This window comes from Nostoc sp. JL23, assembly GCF_017115065.1.
Lineage (GTDB): Bacteria > Cyanobacteriota > Cyanobacteriia > Cyanobacteriales > Nostocaceae > Nostoc > Nostoc punctiforme_A.
The window spans coordinates 1-23,731 of the sequence record NZ_JABXKN010000075.1; the positions used below are offsets into that span (position 1 = coordinate 1).

Sequence of the window (23,731 nt, forward strand, 5' to 3'; positions counted from 1 at the left end):
ACGACCTATATTCATCAATTCACTATTTTGTTATTCTGTCAATGCGTAAGTCCTATTTACTTAAATTTAAACAGTTAGCTTCATTAATGTGCAATCCATCTGCTGTGAGATTATCCCTTACTTTTAGCGGGCGATATCTGACGACATCTGCTCAGTGCCTACGCAACACAAAACATAGTTTTTATCTTTGATTTTGAAATAAACTGCAACACTTGGATCGTCTGGTTCCTTGTGTCTTGCCTAGAGTAAACTGTCTTGGCGCATTGGTAGATTGATTGTTAGAGATGACAATATTCTTTTATGAACGCCTTCATCTGTGGTTTGCCCAAACCCACCCATTTTTTCTAGCAGACTCTGTACAATTTACATATAGCTATCGTTCCGGTGCTTGTTTGTTCTAATTATCACCCGAAAAGATCGATAGCTTTCTTGTGGATTGGCTTAATTCAAAACTGCCTGAAGTATTGCTCTATAGTATTTGCAGTTTATTTATCGTTATCAGATTGAAATCTAGGAACACCAGTAACGAGTGTAAGTAGGAGATAATTTATGCCGAGATGGAATGCAGAAAAAAAACAAGCCTATCGAACTGAGGTAATTCAACGCGTTACCGCAGCGATGCCCTCAGTAATGCAGGAATATGCCTCAATTAATTGGGCGGAAGAACTTAAAGGCTACCATACCGAGCATGAATATTACCCTGACTATATCCACGCTCCCATTCATGGGTCAACTGATTCCTATACCAACCCTCAGTCGTGTTTAGCCTGGGATGCTGCTATGGATGCGATTATTCCCATGAGCCACAATGTTAGTTGTCAGCAGTTGCGCGAGAACATGGCTGAACTAATTCCTCAAGACGCTCAAATTGAAACAGTGCTAGAGCTTGGTGCAGGTACGGCTGGTGGAGCGTTAGCCCTGGCGCAGCGGTTTCCACAGGCCACTTTTCGCGTTACTGATGTTTCACCTTATATGCTGGTGATTAGTCAGCACAAGTTTAACAAGGCTGGATTTAGCGAGCGAGCTAAATTCGAGCAGGTGGACGCCCGTAATACTGGCTACCATGACAACTCCTTCGATCTTGTCACATCATCACTACTCTTTCACGAGACACCTAAAGAGTGGACGCCTAAGATTCTTAAGGAGATGTACCGCATCACCAAACCCGGTGGTTGGGTACTATACGCTGATACTTATCGTGGTGAATATGCCCTGAGTGCTTCTTTTCAAGAACCGTGGTTGGATGACTTTATCCATTTCAACTTCGAGTACGAGTTTGCGAAAGCAGGTTTTACAGAACTCAATTACATCCGCTATGCCGTGGGTTTGTGGTATATGGTTGGCCGGAAGCTAGAAATGTGAGGATAAAACAAGCGCTTTAAGGCAGTCCCGATCAAACAAGTTTCAAACTTGAAGAAAAGATTGTGATGTAAAGGTTCTGTAACCCAAGAAACGCAGGAATTTCTATTGATCGCGATCGCATCTCTCAATGCAAGTAGAATAATGAAACGACCGCCCGATCGCCCTCCAAACCTGATTATTTCTAATCTGGAAACAAACTGGAGACTCAAATGACCCCAGCAACGATAGCAACACCAAAAAAAGAATCACCTCTTCTGTTTGAGGGAATGACCTGGAGAGAGTTCAAAGCAGTTGAGCAATTGTTAGACCGTCCAGGATATCGGCTCTCTTTTCTGAATGGAATTCTGGAAATACGACGAATGCCTGGAGAACCACACGAAACCGTTAAAAAGAGGATTGCTGGATTATTGGAGCTTTATCTGCTCATGGCAGGGTTCGACTTTACTCCAACTGGCTCAATGACTCTGGAAAGTGAGACAGTCGCTGTCAAGCGAGAGGCGGATGAATCTTATAAACTTGCTCCTGGTCGGATGCTACCCGATCTGGCGATCGAGGTGGTGTTTTCCAGTGGCGGCATCAACAAACTGGATGCATACAAGCGGTTGAAGATCAAGGAAGTGTGGTTTTGGGAAGATGGTGTGTTAGAAGTCTATCATCTGCGGGGAGAAGGCAATACACTTCACTATGAAAAGGTTTCTAGTAGTGAAGAGGTGAAAGGAATCGATCTGGATTTGTTGTTACGTTGCATGAATATGGTGAATCACGTAGAGGCGATCAAGACTTTTCAAGAGGCGCTCCAGAAATAGGCGATCGCACATACTTATGGGATGCTGGGTTTTACGCTTGAAAACTGCTGTTAAAAAAGATTTTGTTCAGCGCAGAGACTTTAGGCTTTCAGTCTTTTGCACTAAGAAATCAGTGAAGATACTCATAATTGTGCGCTGACGCAATTTCACATTAGCATCAATGGACATCCCTGATTGCAATGGAATTTGACGCTGATTAATCAGTAACTTTTGCCCATGTAGGCGGACTTTTGCGGAAAAACGCCAGAAATTATAAACTTGGTCTGGAGGTAAGGCATCAGAGCCAATCTCAATTAGTTCGCCTTTGATATCGCCATACTCTTGGAAGGGAAAGGAATCAATTCTCACATCCACTTGTTGCCCTTCTTTGACAAAGCCGATATCGCGGTTGGTGATGTATACATTAGCAACCAAGTTGTCACTAGGAACAAGTTTTAGGAGCGGTTCGCTGGAATTAATTACAAATCCGGCTGTTTTGGCTTTGAGTTCAAAGACGGTTCCATCTACGGGTGCGGTAATTTTTTGATATTTCAGGGTTTGTTCTGCCTGAACCCATTTACTATCAATCTCTCCAATCTGGCTATTAATTTCATACAGTCGTTTCTGATTATCTACAATTACCTTAGTTAATTGGCTGTCAATTTCGGCAATGTTTTTGTCATTATCTGTAATTTTGGCTAGTAAGTCTTCTTGAGACACAGCCGCAGTATTGCGAAATTTTTGATTTGATTGTGCGATCGCTAATTCTAATCGCTGCTGTTCCCGATTCAATCGGATTACTTCTGCTTGTTTGCTGCTGACATCCTGCTGTTGTTTCAAGTATTGCACCTGGGAGATAGCCCCCTGCTGTGCTAAAGGTTCAAACTTGTGGAGAATTTGTTGATTAATTGTCAGCAACTCTTTAGCGCTACTTAACTCCGCCTGAGTCTGAAAAAATTGCTGTTGCGTCTGTCCTGTTTCTAAATTAGCTGTGGCTAAACGCGATTCTAATTCTATTTGGCGATTTCGCAAGCGTAACTGTTGCTCTCTTGTGAGAAAACTTCCAGCAGTCGCACCGTTTAACTGTGTGCGATACAACCTGTTTTCGGCAATAATCGCTGCTCGGCTTTTGGTCAAGAAGGCTAATTCTGGTTTAATTTTTAACAGAGCAGTTTGCTGCGCCACTTCTTGTAGTGATATGTTCCCTTGAAGCTGACGGCGATAGAAATCATTTTCTTGCTCTAACGCCTGTTTCGCCAGCAATTGAGCCGCGCGACTTTGCTTTAATGAAGTTAGCTCCGCCTCAGAAGAAGTTTTTTCTAGGGTAACGAGTGTTTCACCTTTTTTGACTCGCTGACCATCTTTGACTAGAATCTCGTTGACAACACCATGAATCGGAGCCTGAATTTCTTTGACTGCACCCTGTGGTTCTAACTTGCCAGTAGCATGAATTGATTCATCAATTTGGAAGACTGAAGCCCAGATTACGGTGAAGGTGCTAACTCCGATAATAGTCCAAGCGATCGCTCGTGACCAAGTAGGAGTCTGTTGTAAAAGTACTGGTTGATCGAATTTATATTGAATATTCATTGGGGAATGGGGACTGGGGACTGGGGATTGGGGATTGGGGAGTGTTGAGTGCTGAATTAGGAGTGCTAAGGTTAAAGTTCCAAGTTCAGAAGCTCAATGTTCAAGCAAAAAGGTGCAATTTCCGAGTTCAAAGCCTCAACGTTCAAGCAAAAAGGTGCAACTTCCGAGTTCAAAGCCTCAACGTTCAAGCAAAAAGGCGCAACTTCCGAGTTCAAAGCCTCAACGTTCAAGCAAAAAGGCTCAACTTCCGAGTTCAAAAGGTCAACGTTCAAGCAAAAAGGCTCAACTTCCGAGTTCAAAGCCTCAACTTCCGAGTTCTGAAGTCGAAGTTCCGAGTTCTGAGCTTGAAGCAATAATATTTCCTCCTGACTCCTAACTCTTAACTCCTAACTCAGCACTCAGCACTAAACTTGCGTTTCCTGTTGCTGATATAAGCAGTAGTAATAACCTTTGAGCGCCATCAATTCTTCATGAGTTCCCTGTTCTACTACAGCACCTTGATCCATCATCAGAATAATATTGGCATTGCGAATTGTGCTGAGGCGGTGAGTAATGAAAAACACTGTTTTACTTTGAAAGGTTCTCGCCAAGTTAAGGCAAACTTGGGCTTCGGCATTGTAATCTAAAGCACTGGTAGCTTCATCAAGAATCAGTAATTGCGGGTTTTGCAAGACAGTACGAGCGATCGCTACTCGTTGGCGTTGTCCCCCAGATAATCCCGAACCTCGCTCGCCGACGCGGGTGTTATAACCACTGGACAGAGACATAATAAAGTCGTGGGCAAACGCTACCTTGGCGGCATTAATAACTTCTTCATCGCTAGCATCAGGATATCCCAAGGCAATGTTTTCGCGGATTGTGCCATCAAACAAGAGGGTATCTTGTAACACCATACCAATCTGACGGCGTAAGGAATAGAGTTCTACTTTGCTGATATCATAGCCATCAATCAAGATTTTGCCGGACTTGGGTTCATAAAGTCGGGGTAATAATTTTAGCAGTGTACTTTTACCAGAACCGCTTTGACCAACAATTCCCACAAAGGAGCCAGCCGGAAAATCTAAGTTAATATTGCACAGTTGCATCGGCCCATGTTCCGAGAAACTGAAGCTGAGATTTTCAAATCTGACACTACCTTGAATACTGGGCATAAGAATATTTTGACAGTTGCCGATTTCTGTTTCTTGGGGAGTGTCTAAAATATCAGCAAGGCGTTGCAGAGATAAGGCGGTTTCTTGGAAATTCTGCCAAAGTTGCATCAGGCGTAACAAGGGACTGGTGACATAACCAGCTAGGATGCGGAAAGCGATGAGTTGTCCCAAGGTTAGGTGCTGATTAAGGACGAGAAAAGCTCCCACCCACAGCACTAACATACTGGAAAACTTGTTGAGAAAACTGCTAACAGAACCGGCAGTAGTTTGGGTAGAGACTGTTTTGAAACCAGCGCTGATGTAACGAGCATAGCGTTCTTGCCATTGCCAACGCGATCGCATTTCTAAATTTTGCGCCTTGACTGTCTGCATTTCCCCCATCACTTCCACTAAATAAGATTGCGTCTCGGCATTGCACTCAGCTTTTTCTTGCAATTGTCGGCGCATCACAGGTGATACCATCAAGTTGAGCAAGCCAAACAACGGTACTGTTGCCAAAGCTACCAAGGTCAAGACTGGGCTATAAATCGCCATTACTACAATGTAGACCACTGAAAATACAGCATCCATCACCACAGTTAAAGCTGTACCAGTCAAAAAAGAGCGAATATTTTCTAGTTCGTGAATTCGCGTTGCCAATTCTCCCACAGGACGGCGTTCAAAGTAAGATAATGGCAGACGCAACAGGTGATTAATCACCTCAGAACCAAGGGCGAGGTCAATTCGGTTAGTGGTATCTGTAAATAAATGAGTGCGGATACTGGTGAGTATTGCTTCGATGACTGCTACTACTAGCAAAAAGATGCCAAAAACTTCCAGGGTATCGGGACTGTTACCAACCAGTACTTTATCAATAATCACCTGTGTGGCGAGGGGATTTACCAGCCCAAACAGTTGAATAACAATGGAAGCAATTAGTACTTCAATTAACACCTTGCGATAGCGCCGCAGTGAGGGTACAAACCAACTTAAACTAAACCGCGCCTTGGGAGTATTTTTAGTGGTTTGCAGCAGCAGGACTTCTCCTTCAGCCCCCCAGTTCTCCGCAAAGTCTCGTAATTTGTAGCGTAGTAGTCCCATTTCTGGAACGGCAATGAGTAACTCTCGATCGCTATTTTTGTAAATAATTGCAAAACTATCTTGCCAAGAAATCATTACTGGTAATTGCAAGCGTCCGACTGCGGCGGCGGGAACTTTTACCATCTGTGTTGTCAACCCCATCAACTCAGCAGCAGCAGCGCAAAATTGCAGAGATATAATACCTTTCTGTTCGTGCTGCTTTGTCAACACCCGCTGCAATGTATCTCGACGCCAGGAGATGTTAAAGTATTGGCTCAACATCTGGAAGCAAGCTAGTGTTGCATCCAGCGGCCCTCTACCTTTAATATAAGGAAACTTCTTTTGTTTACCCTTAACTGCTGGTGCTTCTGTGACAGTAATTTCTGAGGCGTAGGGAATCTCTGCGGGTAAGAGTGTTTTTGGTGTAGGAGAAGCGAGATTTTCTCCAAGTATTGATTTGGGCAATCCCACCAGACGCATATTTGTATTAAATTTCAGCTTGGGATTGAGTTCATCCAACTCTAGGCGACTCCCCACAGGGAACTCAGGATCGAGATTACTGCTGACTAACCACAAAAATTCTGAATCTAACTGCTGGCGGAATTTGCGTGCAGGAATTGTTTGGATAATCGCAACTTCAGTTGCAGCTTGGGCAAGCTTAACTAAATTCCTGCGACCATCTGCGCGACGGCTGAGTTCTTCAGTGAGCAGTTCATGCACTTCTAACAGAGTAATCTCATTTTGCAAGGCGTGGACAAAAGCCTCTTCCTGCTTGAGTAAAGTTAGAAAACCAGCAATAGGTAGATTAATAGCGATAACTTCAGTAGAAGCGATCGCAGTTTCACAAGCAATACCCCGCATATAACTTACCCAACCCAAAACCTCTCCTGGTGAGAGTAACTTCAGTGTCGCCGGATTTTGTCCTTGGGAATTGTAGGTTAATAAACGTGCTTGTCCTTGGTAGATAATGCTAATCCAATTGGGCATAGCTTCCTTGGTTACTATTACCTGCCCGATGCGATAACGACAATATTGCACTTTGTTGAGCAAATTTTCTAAAACATTTGGTGGCAGATAATTAAAAGGAAATAGATCGGCAATATATTCTTGAATATCAACGGTTGTATTTGTCATCATCTTGCACCCGATTTTTATAATTTTTAAGCAGCCTTCGCTTCTTGAACCTGTGCTGGTTTGGTGTTGATTCCCATCCAGGCTTTTTCTTCTGGTGATAGTTGACTTAGTTGCTGTTGAAACCAAGTTTCAAAATTCTCTTGCAGCAATCGTTGGCGCATAAAATCGTCCAACTGGGCAGTTATAAGCTTTTCCACGCGGACAATTATCCATGAGTCTCCAAAGAGTACGGGTGGTTGAACTATACCTACTTGACTTGTGCAAAGTAACTGAGCAAAATTGGGAGCGATCGTACCAAGCTCTACTGGGCCGATGATGCCATTTGTATCAGCTTCTGGCCCTTGAGAATATTCACGAGCTAGTTCCGAAAATGATTGTTCTCCTTCTGTAATTCGGAAGAATAGCTCGTTAGCAGTTCCTCTATTTTCAGTCCGAATTAAAGAATAAATGACTTTATCAAAATGTCTTTTGTATTTAAGGAAGTAAGATTCTAATTGATGTCCCCAAGTTATTTGCTTGAACTTTTCGACTCTCAGCTTGCGGGTGGCGAAAAGTTCTAATTGTTCTTGAGTTAAACCATAACGTAAACACCAATCTTGGATTTTTTCTTCGCTGTTTAAATCCCAATGCTGATAAAATTGCTGTAGAGCCTGAGTTGTTTCGGCTTGTGTGCAGATAATTGGTGCGTTGGCGTAGCCCGTCGTAGACATCGCTAATTCAATAATGCTCTGAGATAACACTTGCGGGATTAGATTGTAACTCACTAAAAAGGGGATAATTTCTGGCGGTAAGATGGCGCTGCCGCTACGCCCGTCGTAGACATCGCCTAGTTGTAATGTTTTATTCATAATATTTGTGCAAAAACTTGAAAAGTCTTTCTCCCCCTGCTCCCTGCTCCCTGCCCCCTTGCAGTCTTAATGATAAGTCTTTAACCGGACACGATATGAGCCGTGCAGAGATAAATTGAGAAATGCAAGCGGTAAAGTTCAGGTATGGATTTGTACCGCTTGCATCATTTGCATACTCTTGAAAGCATTGCCGTACAAAACTTTCAAGTACTACTCACCACTGCTAATGCCTAAACTTAAGCAGGGACAGAGAACTGATTAAAAGTCACGTTGTAGTTAGTGTCGCCAGTGAATTCAGTTACCTGCAAGAAGTAGTCACCACGTACACTAATGTTGGAAATCAGTTCTGAAGTAATACCTCCATTATTAGAGCTGGCAATTACCTCACCTGCATCGACGATACGATTGTTGTTAGAGTCTCGAATCACCCGGATATCAGCATCGGTGCTTAATCCTTCCAATCTGATGTCAACACCTTCACGGAATCCCAAAGAGAAGCTGTAAACATCGGTAGTGTTCTGGTTATTGACGTTACCTGTACGAGTGACATTACCTGACAAGTGACCGAGTACAAATTCTCTAGGTAGAAGGTTGCTGGAACTGGCTGAAATCGGAAAAGTTCCCGAAGGTTCAGTCGCAGATAAGGCTAAATTGTAACTGACATTGCCTGAACTACCTGGAGCAAAGCGAGATACTTCCGCAAAAAAAGTACCTGGGCTAGTTTTAAAGTTAATCGCCTCATCTTGGTTGCTTCCGTGATTGGAAACAATTCCAACTTTTCGGTCGAAGTCATCCAATACACCGTTAAGGTTAGAATCCTTAAACAGCCGGATATCGGCATCATCACCCGCGCTGATATCTGTGAGAGACAGGTTGATATTTTTGCCACTGATGGTTTTGAACTGAAAGACATCCGTGGTATCAGATGTAGTTAAATCAAAGTTATTCTTAACAACAGGAGTGCTACCGAGTGTACCAAGATCGAAAAGTGCCATTTTTTTGTCCTTTAGATGTTGATTGTGATGTGGTCAAGTTCAGATTTAGTTGTGGTTTGCACAGATGTAAATCTTCGATTTAAATCGATATTTACTGGAATGTAATGGCTTAGAGTTTGATGAAAATAAATATTATTTATTATTTTCAATAGAGCCTTAGCTGTTTGATTTTGTGCTTACCGTGTTCAGAACCTGTTGTTTAACCATGAATCTAAATTAAGCTGTTTTTTCAATAAACACAGCATGAAAAAGACTTCTATAGTTAGGTGTTTGTGAAAGTAATTTTCAAGTGCTTTGTATTGTTTAGTCATAAAAAGTCTTATGACTCCTCACCATTGGCGTAATCGAGAATGAGTTTGATGAAATAAGAGATGTTAAGGTGATTTACAAGAATAAATATACCGATGCCGTTGGTTTCGACTTCGCTCAACCAACTGATAGATCGAGAGTTGAGCGTTTGCGTAGCGTCTCCAAGAGTTGTCGAAACTCGCTAACACAGGTATTTTCTTTGTCGGAAATCACCTAAGACTTACGCACTAAAGCCTAAAACTTAGATTCCTCCGAGCAGGGCTTAAAAAGGCTACTGTGTATACACAAGTCTTTTAGAGTTGCTGCGTAACGTAGAGTGAGTTAATTTTTATAAGCATTGCAGGTTGATGCATTGGCATTGCAGGTCGATGCATTGGCATTGCAGGTCGATGTATAAGCATTGCAGGTCGATGCATTGGCATTGCAGGTCGATGCATAAGCATTGCAGGTCAATGCATTGGCATTGCAGGTCGATGTATAAGCATTGCAGGTCGATGCATTGGCATTGCAGGTCGATGCATAAGCATTGCAGGTCAATGCATTGGCATTGCAGGTCGATGTATAAGCATTGCAGGTCGATGCATTGGCATTGCAGGTCGATGTATAAGCATTGCAGGTCGATGCATCAAGAGACTTGCGTGTACACTGTAGCTTTTTAAGGGGATAATTTCTAGAGCCAACTTTTTAAGAGGGTTGGGGAATCTGAGTGCGTTAGCCTTGGATATGTGAAGAAGCAAGTGAAAGCTTGCGTCAAGCGATCGCTTTGGCAAACTTTTGCCACATTAAAAAACTTGTATAGATTGATACGAAAAAACCTCTGGCAATTCAGAGGTTTCTTATGGTTAACTGGATGTTTCTAGTAGTCTTTAAGCGATCGCTAATTTATAAGTTTTCACTCCTCACTTGTTACACTTCACTCATCAGCCCATCGGGCAAAGTGAAATGAATCGGCGATAGAACCTCACAGACATACATCTGTGCCTAAATCCCTTCCCCAAAGAAAGCTTAAAAAATCTTTAACATCAATTGTGTTGAAATATTTGATCGATGCAGCTATAATTTATGCAATGAAGCGGTAAAGTTCAGGTATAACTTTCTGCCACTTGCATCATTTGCATACCCTTGAAAGCATTGCCGTACAATACTTTCAAAAACTACTCACCACTCCCGATGCCTAGATTTAAGCAAACGGGGGTGGTGAACTAGTTAAAAGTCAAAGTGTAGTTAGTGCTATCTTTGAATTGCTCGACTTGTAGAAAGTATTTACCAGCATTATTAATATTGGAAATAATATCTGAGGTAATACCGCTCTTAATAGAACAGGCAATTTCCTCGATTGCAATTTAAAGTCTCGAATTAGTTGGATATCAGCATCGTTGCTCAGTCCACTTTAGTTAAGTCTGATGTAATTTTTTTGTCTAAAGTCTGGAATAAAAGCGGCAAAGTTCAGATAGAATTCTTTGCCGCTTACATCATTTGCATACCCTTGAAAGCATTGCCGTACAAAACTTTCAAGTACTACTCACCACTGTCGATGCCTAAACTAAAGCAAAGGGGGTGGTGAAGTGGTCGAAAGTCACAGTGTAATTAGAGCTAGAGAACTGAGTGACTTGCAAGAAGTAGTCACCAGATAAGGTAGTGTTGGAAATAAGGTCTGACGCAGTACCTCCACTAGTAGAGCGTGCAACTTCCTCACCAGCATCAACGATGCGATTGTTGTTAGAGTCCCGAATCAGCCGGATGTCAGCATCGCCGTTCAGTCCGTCCAATTTAATGTTGACACCCTCAAAAAATCCCAAAGAGAAGTTGTAAACATCAGTAGTATTGGTGTTACTGACGTTACCTGTACGGGTGACATCAGCTGATAAGTTACCAAGTACAAATTCCTTCGGTAGAAGGTTACTGAAACTAGCTGAAAGCGGAAAACTTCCAGAAGGTTCAGTTGCAGACAAGGCTAGATTGTAACTAACACCGCCCACACTAGTGCTAAAGCGAGATACTTCGGCAAAAAAAGTACCTGAGCTAGTTTTAAAGTTAATCGCCTCATCTTGGTTGCTTCCCCGATTGGAAACAAGTCCAGCATTTCGGTCAAAGCTGTCTAGTACGCCGTTATTGTTAGCATCTCGAAACAGCCTGAGGTCGGCATCATCTCCTGCACTAATGTTTGTTAAAGACAGGTTGATATTTTTACCACTGGTGATTTTGAACTGGAAGACATCCGTGGGATCGGATGTAACTAAACCAAAGTTATTCTTAACAACAGGGGCGCTACCGAGTGTACCAAGATTGGAAAATCCCATTTTTTTGTCCTTTAAGTGCTGATTGTGATTTGGTCAAATTCAGGTAAGTTGTGGTTTGCACAGATGTAAACTTTCTATTTGAAGTTACATTTACTGGAATTGGGCAGCTTAGAGTTTGATGAAAATAAATATTATTAATTATCTTCAATAGAGCCTTAGCTGTTTGGTTTTGTGCTTGCCGCGTTCAAAACCTGTTGTTTAACCATGAGTCTAAATTAAACTGTTTCTTCAAGAAACACAGCATGAAAAAGACCTCAATAGTTAGGTCTTTGAAAGTAAATTTCAAATGCTTTGTATTATTTAGTCATAAAAAGTCTTATCTAGGGCAAACAGATACAAAGAAGGCAGACAGTACTGTGCAGTGACGTAAAATCTATCAGCATTCTCTAACCTTTACCTGGGAGAGCAGCTTCAACCCAATCTTGCCAAGTAGTTTCCGAGCGATGGTAATTGACTCTAAGCGATCGCTTTCGGTTTTGCGTTCAAATCCTTGGCAAGGGCAATCTCTCAAATCAGCCATTAAAAGCTGCTGACAGATTTTCAGCAAACCACAGGTATTGAAACGTCCTGTAAAATTGATGTACCGCACACTTTACCAACAGAAGTAAATACGGCTTTATTCCGCATTGTGCAAGAATCGCTGACAAATATTTGCAAACACGCCGAGGCGACGAGTGTCAGACTTTTGTGTACACCGTAGCCCAATTGGGAGAGTTAGAGGGGTGAGAAGGACTTGTGTATACACCGTAACCAGCTTGGGGAGGGGAGACAAAGCGTAACTTTGGCGGGGTGGGGTTCAAATTTTGTGATTTATGCAAAAAGTCTACTGCACATTGTGTATTAATGCACAACCACTGAATATAGATATTTTGACATACCCTTTCAGGGATAATTCTTGTTATACAGCAGCCTACAGGGAGAACTAAATATGACATCTCCAGAAACGGTTATATGGCTACAAGAACGCACGACTTTAGGAATTCTCTCACCTGAAGTATTAAATGCGATCGCTCAAGTAATTGAAGAACAAGTTGTACCCGCCGAAACTGACTTAGTTAGTGAAGGTAATTCTCCAGAAGCCCTTTATATTCTTGTAGAAGGTCAACTCGAAAGCAATACCACCAATCAAAGCAACCCAGCTTTAGCTTGTGGATTTCTCCCCGGTGCAGTGATTGAACTCAAAGAATTGCTGTTGGAAGAATTAACTCCATTCACAATTACTACAGTAACCGAATGTCACTTGTGGGTTGTACCTGCTGCTAAATTTCGGGAATTAGTCACTCAATACCCCGAAATTGCTCAGGCTTTTTCGCGCCAATTGGCTCAAGAATTAGCTCAGGTAACATCTGCACTTGGCTATGAACAAGAACGTTCTATTGCCTTGCGCCCATATTTAGTTACCAAGGCGCAACGGGGAATTGTCGGTACCAGTCGCTATGCTGTGCGGCTGCGGGAGCAAATTCGAGAAGCGGCTGCTGACCGCAAATCTGTGGATATTTTTGGAGAACCAGGGTTAGAAAAAGACAATATAGCAGCCCTGATCCACTTTGGCTCTCCCAAACGACGAGAACCAATTATTAAAGTAAATTGTGGTATTCTCCAAACTAGCGGCGCAGATTTATTTGGTCGCGCTGGCGGCAAACCAGGGCTGTTGGAATGGTTGGGGGAAGGTACTCTAGTTCTCAACAACATCCAAGAATTGCCCGAAGAATTATTACCTGCCGTGACGGAGTTGCTCAAAACTGCTACATATACACCCGTCAGTCGTTCTGGAGACCCAGTAGCCGAAGCTCGTCCCAGTAAAGCCAGAATTCTCATTGTTTCAGAAAAAACTCAGCCGACAGTTGAACGTTCTGTTGGTCACATTATTAAAGTACCACCGCTACGGGTGCGGAAAGCTGATATTCAGACACAAGTCGAATATTATACCAGTCTTTACACTCGCTCTAGAGGCGTTTCTAAACCGCATATTACCCCAGAAGCTTTGCGTCGCCTCCAGTCTTATGATTTTCCTGGCAACCTCAAGGAATTGAAAAATCTGGTAGAAAGAGCGATCGTGCAAGCTGAGGGTGCGAATGAATTAACAGAAGAAATTTTCTGGCCAGCCGAAACTAAGAAAAAACGATTTCGGGTGAATCTGTTAAATGCCTATCCTGCTTTACGGCGGTTTTTACGTAGTGACTGGTGGCCCGATCGCATTAATTATGGTTTTACTGCAACGGCTTTTGCGATTATTGTTGCAATATTATTTATTGGGCCGCAAACCCGCGATCGCAATTTCGTCTTAAATCTATTTTGGGCTTGGTGGTGGCCTTTCTTCTTATTTCTCTTTCCCTTTTTGGGACGCATCTGGTGTTCTGTTTGTCCCTTTATGATTTACGGCGAAATTACCCAAAAGTTATCTCTGTGGCTGTGGCCTCGAAAACTCAAGCGTTGGCCGAGACAGGAAGCTGAAAAATGGGGCGGATGGTTCATGTTTGGTTTGTTCACCCTAATTTTCCTTTGGGAAGAACTCTGGCATTTAGAAAATACAGCTTACCTTAGTGCTTGTTTGCTGCTGTTAATTACCGCCGGGGCAATGATTTTCTCTGCCATTTTTGAGCGGCGATTTTGGTGTCGTTATCTCTGTCCCATCGGCGGGATGAATGGTTTATTTGCCAAACTTTCAATGACGGAACTCCGGGCACAACAAGGTATCTGTTCTGCCAGTTGCACCACCTATCAGTGCTATAAAGGTGGGCCACAAAAGGGCGAAGGGTTGGAAACTAATGGATGTCCTTTATACTCACACCCAGCGCAGTTAGAAGATAACCGAGATTGCGTACTATGCATGACTTGTCTAAAAGCCTGTCCTCATCGTTCCGTTGAGTTCAACTTGCGTCCCCCTGGAATTGAACTCTGGACAACTCATGTACCCCGCACCTATGAAGTAGCATTATTGTTTTTGCTGTTGGGTGGTATATATCTACATCGCTTACCAGAATTGCAATCTTGGTTAGGGCTGCAACTCGATTTAACTGATTTTTGGCAGCACTTGGGATTATCGCTGCTAGTGTTAATTATCCCAACGGCTTTTATCTACGTGGCTTATCGCTTGCTCCAACTGTTCAACGCTAACCGTAAGCCTCGAAAATTTGTAGAACTTGCATATAGTTACCTACCATTAGTTTTGGGAGGAAACTTAGCTCACTATCTACGTTTGGGCTTAAGTGAAGGCGGGCGGATTTTACCTGTAAGCTTTGCTACTCTTGGTTTGAGTGGTGAGCAATTGCCAATATTGGTTGCTCACCCGGCTGTAATTGCCTTTTTGCAAGGTACAACGATAATTTTCTCCGTGTTGATGACTATGTTATTAACGCAAAAAATTGCCAAGCAACCAGTTCGATCGCTCCTTTTGCAACACTTAGCAGCGATCGCTTTGGGAGTTAGTATGTGGGCAATTATCGTTTTTTAAGCTTCACATCCTCCACCAGGCGGTTTCTAATCGCCTGGGCTAGGTGCAAAATGTGAGTAAAGAACATTCTTCCCTACGAACGTGATAGAAAATACTTGTATGATTTATGATTTTTGACTCATAGTGTAAGGATTACAAATAATGCACGTTCTAAAAAGATCCATCAAACCAGCAACTTATATATCATTCCTCCACATATACCAAACGACTTGGGGGACTGCTGGTGATATTTGTTTAATCCGTGAATCTGTAGCTAATGATAGTACAGCGAAGTTTATCGGGCATAAAATCGAACTAGCAATTCCAAGAGGGTTGGAGCGCGATCGCATCGCCAATTGTCCAATAATTAAAGTTGCAGGGAATGTCGGCGACGGACATCCAAAAGAACACCCGTTGGAATGGGAGGCTTATGAGGGTGTAAAAGAAGAAATAGCTTTAGCCGCTCTCAAACCTTGGGGATTCAAGCTAATTGAACTTTGAATGTGGCGATTTGATCGGCTCAACTCGCTGGCGCGTAGCTGATGACGTTAGCGGAGTGTTAGCGAGTATTCGTGTCTCGTAGAGAGCGTCATTACAAATTGGCTTCAACCATGCCTAACCATCTACACCAAATTACAAAGCGATCGCCTTTTTTCCTTGTTCCTGCTGTTGACTATCTTCCTTGTCCTGCCTTGAGTGAGTGTAAAAGAACAACCGAAGCCGAAGCCAGAAGCGTGGCAGATTAACGTTATCGTTGCTGCCCTTGATGACGGACATAACGAATTGACATACATCCCCCGAATTCAATTCGGGAGGTGCGATTCGTTCACTCGAAATGAATAGAAATATTCACGGATGAGTGAACGAATCGCACCCGCCGCCAAAAGGCAGGTGGCTTTACGCATCACGACTGGTAAACCAAGAAACCCGCGATCGCATCCAAAAGTGCTTCTGGCTCATCTGCGCGGATCAAATGACTGCTATTCTCAAAAATTCTCAAATCTGCATTAGGAATTGCCTGAGCAATTTCTTCAGAAAATTCTGGGGCGCAAATCCAGTCATGCCGACCTGCAATAACTAAAGTAGGTGCAGTAATTTTGTATAACTGGTCAAGAATATTGTAGTTGCGGAGGAAACCGCCAAAAGCAACATTAATCGCATCAACTGAGAGAATATTCCGCTGCCAAGCAATGGCTGAGGTGGTGGGATTATATTTTAGCGAATACATTGATCCCAACACTTGAAAATACTGTCTTAACTGTTCCTCATTTTCAAAATTCCCATCCCAAAGGCGTTGAGCGCTTGCTTTTTGTTCTTCAGTTCCTTTTGATGCGAGGATTTCCTTAGCCCGTTCTAAAAAGCCACTATGGGCTGCGGTGGCAATCACAATCAAATGAGAGACATTTTGAGGATAGCGGACTGCATAAGTCAGAGCCACCATACCACCGTAAGAACCGCCAATCACAACGATTTTGTCCAGACCAAGGTGTTGGCGCAACGCTTCCATATCTTCAACATTATTGTCTAGAGTATAGGTTTCTTTAGACCCACGGGCAGACCTTCCTTGACCGCGATGGTCAAAATATACTAGTTGAAGTTTTCGGCTTAAAGCCGAGAAGGTTGGTTTGAAGGAAGTATGATCAGCACCAGGCCCCCCGTGAATTAGAAAGGCGACAAGTTTAGAGCAGATGCTCGCGCCATCCACTACTAATGCAGAACCTTCCACATCAAAGAAAATCTCTGTATCTCGTATTTTCGCTCGCATTTTCGGGATTGTATAAAATTATCAGATCACCGTATTTTCTGATTAACACAATTGCTTTGTAGGGTAATTAACTGGGGTACAAACCTTTATCCTTCCAATTTACCCTAGCTTTACCCCAGTAATCCTTATTGGGGTAAAAACCTCTACCTTAACGTGAGTTCGACAAGTCTTATTTGACCTCTCCCCCAGCCCCTCTCCGACGCGGAGAGGGGAGCAAAAAGCTTAATTTTTCGTTTCTCCTCCCTTTCCGTTTCGGAGAGGGAGGCTGGGAGGGAGAGGTTCATCGAACTCACGTTACCTTACATTTTTACCCCAGTTCTTTACCAAATATTCTGTAATCTAGATTAGATGACTTTTGTAAGCAGTGGGAAAACTTATGGCAGCAAATACCACAACTACCGACAACGACAGGAGAACGTCGCAGTAAGTCACGGATGTGTATATCAGAAGTAATGACAATAGTTATAGCCTTTCATGGCAGTGGTTATCGAACCTTTAAGGAATTTTATACATTACACGTACTACCTAGTTGGCGAGAGGCGTTTCCTAACTTAGTCAGCTATACCAGATTTGTGGAATTGATGCCTTGGAGCTTAATGCTGTTGTGCTGTTTTCTGCATACAAGAACGGGAGAAATTTTAGCTGCCATTGGCACTCCTGCTCAACCTGCTAAAACTCGCGGTAAATCACCAGGTTGCGCCCAAGGGCATCAGCCATCTCCCCGTCCCCCATTATCCCACTGTCAAAAAACACCCATCTAAAAAACCGAAAACCGAAAAATCGCTTAAGAAAGTTGACCTAACTGCTGCTTAGTTTCTACTTCTTTTTCAACGATTCAACTTAACTCAGCCTTTAAAAGAAGTTGAGTAACTTTCTCTTGCCTTCTATTCATTGCTGCTAAATGCCAATTAGTCCAAACTCAAGTCTTTAAATCACCATCCACTATCGTAAACCCCCACTTGGGAAACTTCGCCAGCAACTTTTTAATCACAATTTGCAAAGCCGGATCATCCCAACACTGAAGCAAGTACTCAAACCCAGGATTCTGCCCAGAATTTTCCGCCACTTTGAGTTTTTGCATACGCTCCGGCCGCACTTTAGATCGAGTAACAATAGCCTCTTGCGACCATTTTTCAGTACTGAGGACAGCTGCGGTGGAACTTTCACCTTTATTATTTGCTTTGTCTTCATCACGAGAAACTGAGTTTTCAACCTTCAACTCAGCAGAGGGACGACTCGGTTCTATTTTTTGTTCTGCGATCGCAAATTCTATTCCCTAAAAACTGGGCGATGTATTGAAATTGTTGTAAAAACTAGCAATATCCCCTGAAAATGCTTGATATTTAGTTGCTAACACAGAAACTGCGATCGCAGATCATACTCTGGTATTTCTCCTTAGTGCGATCGCACATCGCACACAACATAATTCTGCCTAAAATCAAAAAATATAAAAGAAGAATTGACGAATTGGTATGGTAAGTATGGGTTTATAAGAGAAGGTTACGTGCTAGTAAAAAAACCTCAATTATCAAATCAGTAATTTTTATTTAACCATCCTTGTTGCTTTGCCAATCTTCAAATGCAGCGATTATAAAAGTAGCTAATGGATGATTGAGCAATTGTGATATAGCTTGTGTACTACCTGCTTTTAACGCACTAATGATTTTTCGATGTAGTTCAGAATTGTTTTCTATGCGCCTGATAGCTTCGGATGCTGCTGTCATTTTTTCAGTAGTAGTGTTAGTGGGGTAGGATTTGTCCAATTGTTCGAGTAATTGTTGAATTTCTGCGGCAGCTTCAGCTAAATTTTTATCTACATTATTGTTTACAATATCTCCTGTGTAGTCGCGTCCGGCAACACCACCACCAAGATTTGCACCACGAAAATCATTATTTTGTGTATTCGACATAGATTTATCTCCTACGAAATTCTCAATAAAAATGTGGTAACTATGATTGGATGCTATAGCTTTTTCTTGTGGAGAAAAGCTTATTCCCTCTCCTATAATTCCATCTTTTTCTAATTGCAATGCCCAACGTAGTATAATATCTATTACAGTATCCACAATTCTTTGTATGCTGGCACTACCAATGCTTATTTTTACAGGAACCTCTAGACCTGTACTCATTATTAATGATGACTCTATTTCGGGAGATAAGATAAGTTTTAATCCATTATTACTGCCTGTATTTTGAATTAAGGCAAGTAGCTCACTAATTGGTTGAGTAACTGGACGATTACATATAGCTTTGAAAAGCTCTAAAATGTAGGTGTCGTCTGCTACAATAGGCTGCCATCCATGAAAAGGATTCAATCCCCTAAGTTGTGCTTGGACAAAACGATAGTTAGGTATAGATTTTACTTCAGTGTAACCATTTAGCTCTAGTTCTATCCAATTCTCAAATTCTTGAATACCCAATTTTTTTGCTACTACTAAAGCTTTACGAAGTAAACTCAACACAGAAACCGAAGAGTTAAGCGCATCTGTCTGTAGCTCAAATACTAATGAACTCATATGTGATTAACCAATTAATGCTATCCCCATAATTTCCATGACGGTATTTTGCCAATTCATTTTTTGTTCCATTGTGTAAATATGTCTACAAGTATTTAGTTTAGTACCCATGTACTGTAATATTTTGATTACTAACTTGAAATAGGGGAATTAGTGTTGTTATCCGTAAAGCTAGGTAGGGATTTTGCGAAAATTCCTGTCTAGCACTGCCTAAAACTTCCCCCTATATTCAGCTTTTCCAAGTCACCCTACTCGCATCCAATAGCATCACTGTCGCGATCGCTCTTTGGCATTTCTCCTTGGTGCGATCGCACACAATATAATTCTGTCTGAAATCAAAAAAGGTGATCGCCCATTTTGTGTACGAGGTGTGATCATCTCGCAATTTCTGCTCAACTTGGTAGCTCACCGAGTGGTAGGTAACACACAAACTATCCTATGATGAGTAGATTTGGTAATCTGATGTCTGACTATGCCTGCTAACACTACTGATCTAGAAAAACGTTTATGGGAAGCAGCAGATGAGTTACGCGCTAACTCCAAGCTAAAGTCCAGTGAGTATTCCATCCCGGTACTGGGATTAATCTTCCTCCGCTACGCTGACTGGAAATTTACCCATGCTGAGGAGGAACTGAAAAATACAGTTAGTAGAAGACGAGGAATTACCAAAGCAGACTACCAAGCAAAGGGTGTAATGTACTTGCCTGATGCTGCCAGATTCTCCACACTGTTGAATTTACCAGGAGGAGCAGATATTGGCAAGGCAATCAATGATGCCATGCGTGCCATTGAAGCAGAGAATGAAGAATTAAAGGATATTCTGCCCAAAACTTATAATCGCCTCGAAAACGATCTGCTATTTGACTTGCTGAAAAACTTTAACAAAGTCGAATTAGGAACAGATTTATCAGGTGATGCTTTCGGGAAGATTTATGAATACTTCCTGGGTAAATTTGCGATGACTGAGGGACAGAAGAGGGGAGAATTCTTTACCCCTATTTCTGTAGTAAAACTGATTGTAGAAGTAATTGAACCATATCATGGACGAATTTATGACCCTGCTTGTGGAAGTGGTGGTATGTTTGTTCAAAGTGCATCTTTTGTAGAAAGACACAAGAAGAACCCCAGCACAGAAATTAGTATTTATAGGCAGGAGAAAGTAGGTTAAACTGTCCGCTTATGCAAGATGAACTTAGCTGTACATGGACTTGCAGGGGATATACGCCAGAGCAATACTTATTATGAAGATGTTCACGAGTCAGTAGATAAATTTGACTTTGTGATGGCAAATCCACCTTTTAATGTGGATAAGGTGGATAAAGAAAAAATCAAGGGAGATCCGCGTGTTAGCAAATTTGGAATGCCTAAAGCAGATAATGCTAATTACCTATGGATTCATTTTTTCTGGAGTGCATTAAATAAAATAGGTAGAGCAGGATTTGTCATGGCTAATTCTGCCAGTGATGCGCGAGGTACTGAATTAGAAATTCGGCAGAAACTTATCCAATCTCATGCAGTGGATGTTATGATTGCTGTCGGTTCTAATTTTTTCTACACTGTTACTTTACCCTGTACCCTGTGGTTTTTGGATAAGGGGAAAGCAGATACTATCCGCAGAGATAAGGTATTATTTCTGGATGCTAGGCACATTTACCGTCAAATTGACCGCGCACATAGAGAGTTTAGTGGAGAACAGATTGAATTTTTAGCGAATATTGTCAGGTTGTACAGGGGTGAAGCAGTAGAGATAACCAATGGTAGTCAAGGATTGCTGGCGGAGAAATTCCCCCAAGGGCAATATATTGATGTACCTGGACTTTGTAAGGTAGCAACTTTGGAAGAAATCGCAGCGCAGGGATGGAGTTTAAACCCTGGACGTTATGTGGGTGTTGCGGAACGGGTAGTGGATGATTTTGTTTTTGCTGAGAAGTTGGAAGAGTTGAATGAAGAATTGGAAGTTTTGAATCTGGAAGCGAGGGAATTAGAGGAGAGAATTGCAGAGAATGTGGCGAAGTTGTTAGAACAAAGTTAATGCATCCATTCTTTTAGCTGAGGTAATAGTTATGAATATCACACTTAAACCAGAAATCGAGCAATTTATTCAAGCGCAACTTGCTACAGGTAGATATGCAAATGCTGAGGAAGTGATTAGTAAAGCATTGAAATTGCTGGAAGAATCAGATAAGGAGTATCAGGAATGGGTAGAAGAAACTCGGCAAAAAGTTGATGTTGCAATTGCAGAACTTGAGCGTGGGGAAGGTTTAGATGGTGAGACTGTAGTAATGCAAATACTCGACAGATTCCAAAAAGCGCGTGAGGGTCAGGAATGAGTAATTACATTATCGCACCATCTGCAAGTCGAGATTTAAACGAAATTGCTGATTACTTTCTCGCAAGAAATTTGGAAGCAGGAGAAAAGTTATTTAGAGAATTTAATAAAAAGTGCCAAAATTTAGCCAACTTCCCCAGCATGGGACGTAGTTATGCTCATATTAAAGCTTCATTGCGTGGTTTACCCCTAGATGGATATGTAATTCTTTATCAAGTTCTTGATGATGGGGTGGAAATTTTGCGTGTGGTGAGTGGTAATCGAGATTTGGAGTCTTTGTTTGAAGATGAGGAATAAATTTTCGAGTTTGAGTTCTGGTAGGGTGCATTATAAACTTTAGTTTGAACGCACCGAAAATTTATGATGGTGCGTTAGCCTTCGGCATAACACATCCTACAAAACTACCTTTCTTCAAAGCAACCTAGTAATGAAGAGATTAATTAAAAATAAAATATTTAAATATTTATGAAAAAAACACAATTAACTCAGACAATCAAAATCAAAGATTTAGGAAAAATTATCACAGGCACAACACCACCAACAGTTAATCAACAATATTTTGGGGGTAAGTATCTTTTTATAAAACCTTCTGATATTACGGAAAATCAAAGATATATTTTTGATACTGAAATCACATTATCTGATGCAGGATATGAATATCAAAAACTCAAGGTACTACCTAAAAATTCTATATGCGTTGTTTGTATTGGCACAATTGGTAAGAAGATGTGCCTCACAAGTCAAACGTGTTTTACCAACCAGCAACTAAACAGTATCTTACGGAGGGACAAAAAGGGCTAGGATGCAGATAGAATAAGCCTCATAGCTCTCTGTCCTTGTTGGTAGTACTTACGCTTATTAGGACTTAATCTCAATAATTCGGTGACTAACTCATAGGAACTTTCTGTGAAATTGACCCAATTATGGCCATATAACCCAATATAAAAACTACTATGTCGTCGAACAATCCGCTTAGATTCTTTAATTCGTCCAACATATTTTTGAAGACCCATGCGTTTAATTCTTTGACCAGATATAGTTGCAGCTGTATAGGCAAGTGAGATTAATAATATTAGAGAAATTAGCCGTTGACCTGATACATTAGTATCTTCTAAGTTATAACCACCGCTTTTAAAATCTCTAAACATCTCTTCAATATCAAAACGCTGTTTATAAGCAATAATCGCCGAGTCTAAATCATCTAAATTAGGTATCTGCTCGGTAAATCGGGGTAGAAAGAAAAAATCGGAATGTAGATTGGTACATACGGCGTTATAAAATATGACACATGACGCAAAAACCATCTGCTGAGAAATTAGTATCTGAAGTGCTGCAAACCATAGACACCAAAGAGATTGCAGATGAATCAATGCGTCGGACAGTAGAAATATTACTCAACTTGATAGAGCAGCAACAAGTAGAAATCAAAAAGCTACAGTCAGAAAACCAGAAACTGCGGGACGAAAACAACCGTCTCAAGGGCGAAGAAGGTAAACCAGACATCAAAGCCAATAAGAAGAAAGGGTTTAAAAACGACCACTCATCAGAAAAAGAGCGAAAAACTCCTGCCAGACATCATAAAAGAAGTAAAAACGAGACTATAAAAGTAGATCGAGAACAGATAGTTACTTACCCCAAAGAAAAACTACCCCCAGATGCAGAATTTAAGGGTTATGTTCGCGGAGCGTCTCGAAGAGAAGAAGTAATAATCCAAGACATTCTACTCAAAACAGACAATGTATTATTCCGCAAACAAAAATACTACTCACCGCAAACAGGAAAAACTTATTTAGCACCCCTACCATTTGGTTACGACGGAGAATTCGGTCCGGGAATAAAAGCCTTAGTAATGAGCCTGTATTATGGCGGCAATATGACTCAAGGTAAGCTTTTAGAATTTTTATCAGATATTGGTATTTCGATGAGTGCGGGATATCTATCGAATTTGTTAATCAAAAATCAAGAAGTTTTTGTTGCAGAGTATCAAGAAGTATGTTCCCAGGGTCTAGCAAGTAGTCCCTGGCAGCATTTTGACCAAACAGGTGCGCGTGTTGCTGGAGTCAACCATACAACGAATGTAATTTGTAACCCTTTATATACAATTTATCAGACGACACGAAACAAAGACCGTTTGAGCGTGTTAAAGGTGTTGCAA

Annotated in this window: 20 protein-coding genes and 3 pseudogenes; 13 read left to right on the forward strand and 10 right to left on the reverse strand. The window is 41.7% G+C overall.

Going from position 1 to position 23,731, the window contains the following annotated elements; all coding sequences use genetic code 11:
* Positions 1 to 549 precede the first annotated feature (549 nt).
* Both HWQ42_RS15710 and HWQ42_RS15715 read left to right on the forward strand, forming a co-directional pair.
* The gene (locus HWQ42_RS15710; RefSeq protein ID WP_292813583.1) at positions 550 to 1,362 is read left to right on the forward strand and encodes a class I SAM-dependent methyltransferase; all 813 of its coding nucleotides are present in this window, start codon (positions 550 to 552) and stop codon (positions 1,360 to 1,362) included.
* A gap of 209 nt (positions 1,363 to 1,571) precedes the next feature.
* Positions 1,572 to 2,168: a Uma2 family endonuclease gene (locus HWQ42_RS15715; protein ID WP_292813584.1), complete on the forward strand. Its 597-nt coding sequence runs from the start codon at positions 1,572 to 1,574 to the stop codon at positions 2,166 to 2,168.
* A 66-nt stretch (positions 2,169 to 2,234) separates the two neighbouring features.
* Here HWQ42_RS15715 and HWQ42_RS15720 read toward each other — a convergent pair whose 3' ends face one another.
* Entirely contained in the window at positions 2,235 to 3,737 is a 1,503-nt protein-coding gene (locus HWQ42_RS15720) for an HlyD family efflux transporter periplasmic adaptor subunit (RefSeq protein WP_292813587.1), read from the reverse strand.
* 96 nt (positions 3,738 to 3,833) lie between these two features.
* Here HWQ42_RS15720 and HWQ42_RS15725 point away from each other — a divergent pair, with 96 nt between their 5' ends.
* Positions 3,834 to 4,058 carry a hypothetical protein gene (locus HWQ42_RS15725; protein ID WP_292813589.1) on the forward strand — a complete coding sequence of 75 codons (225 nt, stop codon included), beginning with the start codon at positions 3,834 to 3,836 and terminating at the stop codon, positions 4,056 to 4,058.
* 83 nt (positions 4,059 to 4,141) lie between these two features.
* Here the strand turns inward: HWQ42_RS15725 and HWQ42_RS15730 are convergent, their stop codons facing one another.
* The 5 genes from HWQ42_RS15730 to HWQ42_RS15750 form a co-directional block, all read right to left on the reverse strand.
* Positions 4,142 to 7,081 (reverse strand): peptidase domain-containing ABC transporter, encoded by a 2,940-nt coding sequence (locus HWQ42_RS15730; protein ID WP_292813629.1) that lies wholly within the window; start codon positions 7,079 to 7,081, stop codon positions 4,142 to 4,144.
* Positions 7,082 to 7,107: 26 nt separating this feature from the next.
* Positions 7,108 to 7,929, reverse strand: coding sequence for a peptidylprolyl isomerase (locus HWQ42_RS15735; RefSeq protein WP_292813592.1), 822 nt, complete (start codon positions 7,927 to 7,929; stop codon positions 7,108 to 7,110).
* A 236-nt stretch (positions 7,930 to 8,165) separates the two neighbouring features.
* Positions 8,166 to 8,924: a PPC domain-containing protein gene (locus HWQ42_RS15740; protein ID WP_292813595.1), complete on the reverse strand. Its 759-nt coding sequence runs from the start codon at positions 8,922 to 8,924 to the stop codon at positions 8,166 to 8,168.
* A 1,847-nt stretch (positions 8,925 to 10,771) separates the two neighbouring features.
* Positions 10,772 to 11,533 carry a PPC domain-containing protein gene (locus HWQ42_RS15745; protein WP_292813597.1) on the reverse strand — a complete coding sequence of 254 codons (762 nt, stop codon included), beginning with the start codon at positions 11,531 to 11,533 and terminating at the stop codon, positions 10,772 to 10,774.
* A 376-nt stretch (positions 11,534 to 11,909) separates the two neighbouring features.
* Positions 11,910 to 12,122, reverse strand: a complete 213-nt coding sequence (locus HWQ42_RS15750; protein WP_292813600.1) for a hypothetical protein — start codon at positions 12,120 to 12,122, stop codon at positions 11,910 to 11,912.
* A gap of 339 nt (positions 12,123 to 12,461) precedes the next feature.
* On the opposite strand from HWQ42_RS15750, the gene HWQ42_RS15755 reads away from it, so the two are divergent.
* From HWQ42_RS15755 to HWQ42_RS15765, 3 genes are all read left to right on the forward strand, one after another.
* A complete protein-coding gene (locus HWQ42_RS15755; RefSeq protein ID WP_292739868.1) occupies positions 12,462 to 14,987 on the forward strand; it encodes a cyclic nucleotide-binding domain-containing protein in 2,526 nt (841 codons plus the stop codon).
* Between the two features lie 141 nt (positions 14,988 to 15,128).
* On the forward strand, positions 15,129 to 15,467 hold the full coding sequence (locus HWQ42_RS15760; protein WP_289798597.1) for a hypothetical protein: 339 nt from the start codon (positions 15,129 to 15,131) through the stop codon (positions 15,465 to 15,467).
* Between the two features lie 71 nt (positions 15,468 to 15,538).
* Positions 15,539 to 15,712 (forward strand): hypothetical protein, encoded by a 174-nt coding sequence (locus tag HWQ42_RS15765; RefSeq protein WP_292813603.1) that lies wholly within the window; start codon positions 15,539 to 15,541, stop codon positions 15,710 to 15,712.
* A gap of 158 nt (positions 15,713 to 15,870) precedes the next feature.
* Here the strand turns inward: HWQ42_RS15765 and HWQ42_RS15770 are convergent, their stop codons facing one another.
* The gene (locus HWQ42_RS15770; RefSeq protein WP_292813606.1) at positions 15,871 to 16,731 is read right to left on the reverse strand and encodes an alpha/beta fold hydrolase; all 861 of its coding nucleotides are present in this window, start codon (positions 16,729 to 16,731) and stop codon (positions 15,871 to 15,873) included.
* A gap of 452 nt (positions 16,732 to 17,183) precedes the next feature.
* On the opposite strand from HWQ42_RS15770, the gene HWQ42_RS15775 reads away from it, so the two are divergent.
* A complete protein-coding gene (locus HWQ42_RS15775; protein ID WP_292813608.1) occupies positions 17,184 to 17,492 on the forward strand; it encodes a hypothetical protein in 309 nt (102 codons plus the stop codon).
* Positions 17,493 to 17,650: 158 nt separating this feature from the next.
* Here HWQ42_RS15775 and HWQ42_RS15780 read toward each other — a convergent pair whose 3' ends face one another.
* The gene (locus HWQ42_RS15780) at positions 17,651 to 17,812 is read right to left on the reverse strand and encodes a hypothetical protein (protein WP_292813611.1); all 162 of its coding nucleotides are present in this window, start codon (positions 17,810 to 17,812) and stop codon (positions 17,651 to 17,653) included.
* Between the two features lie 73 nt (positions 17,813 to 17,885).
* Between HWQ42_RS15780 and HWQ42_RS15785 the strand changes: the two genes are divergently transcribed.
* Positions 17,886 to 18,011, forward strand: coding sequence for a hypothetical protein (locus HWQ42_RS15785; protein WP_292813613.1), 126 nt, complete (start codon positions 17,886 to 17,888; stop codon positions 18,009 to 18,011).
* Between the two features lie 267 nt (positions 18,012 to 18,278).
* Here HWQ42_RS15785 and HWQ42_RS15790 read toward each other — a convergent pair whose 3' ends face one another.
* Positions 18,279 to 19,247, reverse strand: coding sequence for a hypothetical protein (locus HWQ42_RS15790; RefSeq protein WP_292813616.1), 969 nt, complete (start codon positions 19,245 to 19,247; stop codon positions 18,279 to 18,281).
* 472 nt (positions 19,248 to 19,719) lie between these two features.
* Between HWQ42_RS15790 and HWQ42_RS15795 the strand changes: the two are divergent.
* The 4 genes and pseudogenes from HWQ42_RS15795 (at position 19,720) to HWQ42_RS15810 (ending at position 22,377) form a co-directional block, all read left to right on the forward strand.
* Positions 19,720 to 21,279, forward strand: a pseudogene (locus tag HWQ42_RS15795) (N-6 DNA methylase).
* 31 nt (positions 21,280 to 21,310) lie between these two features.
* Complete coding sequence (locus HWQ42_RS15800; protein ID WP_251958411.1) at positions 21,311 to 21,577, forward strand: type II toxin-antitoxin system ParD family antitoxin; 267 nt, start codon at positions 21,311 to 21,313, stop codon at positions 21,575 to 21,577.
* A complete protein-coding gene (locus HWQ42_RS15805; RefSeq protein WP_292813620.1) occupies positions 21,574 to 21,873 on the forward strand; it encodes a type II toxin-antitoxin system RelE/ParE family toxin in 300 nt (99 codons plus the stop codon). Before HWQ42_RS15800 ends, HWQ42_RS15805 begins: the two co-directional genes overlap by 4 nt.
* A gap of 168 nt (positions 21,874 to 22,041) precedes the next feature.
* A complete protein-coding gene (locus tag HWQ42_RS15810; RefSeq protein WP_292813623.1) occupies positions 22,042 to 22,377 on the forward strand; it encodes a restriction endonuclease subunit S in 336 nt (111 codons plus the stop codon).
* On the opposite strand, the pseudogene HWQ42_RS15815 reads toward HWQ42_RS15810, so the two are convergent.
* A pseudogene (locus HWQ42_RS15815) lies at positions 22,374 to 22,790 on the reverse strand (IS4 family transposase); the annotation flags it as partial. The gene HWQ42_RS15810 and the pseudogene HWQ42_RS15815 sit on opposite strands and share 4 nt — an antisense overlap.
* A gap of 74 nt (positions 22,791 to 22,864) precedes the next feature.
* On the opposite strand from HWQ42_RS15815, the pseudogene HWQ42_RS15820 reads away from it, so the two are divergent.
* A pseudogene (locus tag HWQ42_RS15820) lies at positions 22,865 to 23,731 on the forward strand (hypothetical protein); the annotation flags it as partial.